We start from the raw sequence: 2,015 nt of genomic DNA, 5'->3' as shown, positions 1-2,015 counted from the left end.
AAAAACTCATTTAAATCACTTTGCTATTAAGTACAAATTGATTCTTAGAGCGAACCAGATTGCTTGGCAGGAGCTTAAAAATATGGCAGCTTAAAATTGACCGTGCGTAACATGAGTGATTGATTAACTCCATCACGTCATCGGTTCTGGAGCGTGCTGTAGGTTTTCTCCCTTTGTACTTACCTTCGCGTTTGGCGCGCTCAATGCCTTCCAGTTGCCGCTCACGGCGAAGATTGGTTTCAAACTCAGCAAAGACGCCGAGCATATCCAAAAAAAATTTCCCTGAGGCATTGGAGGTATCCACGGGTTGCTCCAGTGCTTTTAGGTGAATCTCTTTCTTTTTTAAATAATGAAGCAGGTTTTGTAAATCAAGAATGCTGCGGGTTAGTCGGTCAATTCGGGTCACCACGAGTGTATCGCCTTCACGAATGTATTCCATACATTCATCTAAAGCGGTTCGATCTTTTTTTGAAGTGCCGCTTTTTTTCTCGGAAAAGATTTTTTTGCATCCGGCGCTCTTTAAAACCTCAAGTTGAATATCCAAATTTTGGTCAATGGTGGATACGCGGGCATAACCAACAAGCGCCATGAATTTTCCTATCAATAATATTTAAAAGCAGTGATAGTACATTATCATAAATAAAAATTAAACTCTATTGATAGGAGAAACAAGAGAGTTAAAGGTAAGGCAAGATTTATCACAAGGGTGTACCCTTGTGATATGAAAATTACTTTCTTGAATTTATGTGTATAGTGTGTATAATTAAAGATATGAAAAGCGCAGAAATAATAAAAATAATAGAACGCGATGGTTGGGTGCAATGTCATCAGAAGGGGAGTCATTGCCAATTTAAACACCCCACCAAAAAGGGTAGGGTGACAGTACCTCATCCTAAAAAAGATTTACCTATAAAAACGGTGGCCAGTATTTTTAAACAGGCTGGTATTAATAAGGAGGATATAAAATGAGATATCCTGTAGTAATACATAAAGATGAACATAGTGATTTCGGTGTGAGTGTCCCTGATATTCCTGGATGTTATTCTGCGGGTAGCACTTATGATGAAGCATTAACTAATGCAATTGAAGCGGTTGAGTGTCATTTAGAAGGATTATTAATGGATAATGAATCTCTTCCAGTCGGTGCAACAATTGATCGATGGATTAATGACGAAGAGTTTCAAGGAGGTGTATGGGCATTTATTGACATTGATTTAAGTCAAATATCAGGTAGGGCAAAGCGCATTAATATTACCATGCCAGAGCGCGTTTTAAGCCTCATCGATCTGTATGCTAAAAATCATTCGATTAAAAATCGCTCTTCATTTTTAGCAGATGCCGCACTTAGCTATATGGAAAGTCATAAATAATACTGAGTGTCTATTTAATCAAAATAGGAATGATACCCGTGCCGGTAGCCTTTTGGGTCGTCCAGCCAATCATCAATCTCTTTGTGGAAAGCAACATCGTCATCATCATCTGGTTCAATAGGAAGTAAGCGCCCAAGTGGCGCTAATTTTTTACTGATTTGAGCGATAATATCCTCTATTGAAGAGGCCACCTGGTAGAGTTCACTAGCAAAATCGCCAATGTCACCTTGTTCATTAATCTTGTAATTATTGCAAAAGGGACTTTCTCCATCAATCAGTTCTCTACTTGCTTGCTCCATGAGTTCGATACTTTCGTGTAGCTCTGATGCATGGTATTGCAGCTCGCTTGCCAGTTCTCTGGCATGTTTAATATGGACGGTATCGTATTTATCTTGCAAAGATTGCAAACCTTTTTCATTGAAATCGCCGTATAGTTTGTGACAATAAGCCATGTGTTTCTCATCGCCAACAAACATTATATCGTCTTTATTAAATTCTTCCTCTTCTTCAATGATTTGCTCTTCTATCAGGGGCTTTTCATGACTAGAAATTAGTCACATAAACAGTATAATCCTGCATTTATTTGAACTGGCGAAAGAAAGGGATGTCTGAAGTATTAGCTTTTTTATCAACTGTTGAAGATTT

Annotated in this window: 4 protein-coding genes; 2 read left to right on the top strand and 2 right to left on the bottom strand. The window is 38.3% G+C overall.

The features are described from left to right. Positions 1 to 10 precede the first annotated feature (10 nt). A complete protein-coding gene (locus ELY15_RS15390; RefSeq protein WP_233586859.1) occupies positions 11 to 589 on the bottom strand; it encodes a recombinase family protein in 579 nt (192 codons plus the stop codon). 182 nt (positions 590 to 771) lie between these two features. Between ELY15_RS15390 and ELY15_RS15385 the strand changes: the two genes are divergently transcribed. Beyond that, a complete protein-coding gene (locus ELY15_RS15385) occupies positions 772 to 969 on the top strand; it encodes a type II toxin-antitoxin system HicA family toxin (protein WP_011212625.1) in 198 nt (65 codons plus the stop codon). Then, positions 966 to 1,370: a type II toxin-antitoxin system HicB family antitoxin gene (locus ELY15_RS15380; protein WP_127101582.1), complete on the top strand. Its 405-nt coding sequence runs from the start codon at positions 966 to 968 to the stop codon at positions 1,368 to 1,370. The genes ELY15_RS15385 and ELY15_RS15380 overlap by 4 nt, the downstream gene beginning before the upstream one ends. Before the next feature lie 14 nt (positions 1,371 to 1,384). Here the strand turns inward: ELY15_RS15380 and ELY15_RS15375 are convergent, their stop codons facing one another. Next, a complete protein-coding gene (locus ELY15_RS15375) occupies positions 1,385 to 1,822 on the bottom strand; it encodes a hypothetical protein (protein ID WP_233586858.1) in 438 nt (145 codons plus the stop codon). Between the last annotated feature and the right edge of the window lie 193 nt (positions 1,823 to 2,015).

The organism is Legionella sp. km772, assembly GCF_003989735.1.
Classification (GTDB): Bacteria; Pseudomonadota; Gammaproteobacteria; order Legionellales; family Legionellaceae; genus Legionella.
The sequence above is the reverse complement of the archived record's forward strand: the minus strand, read 5'-3'. Positions and strand labels throughout refer to the sequence as shown.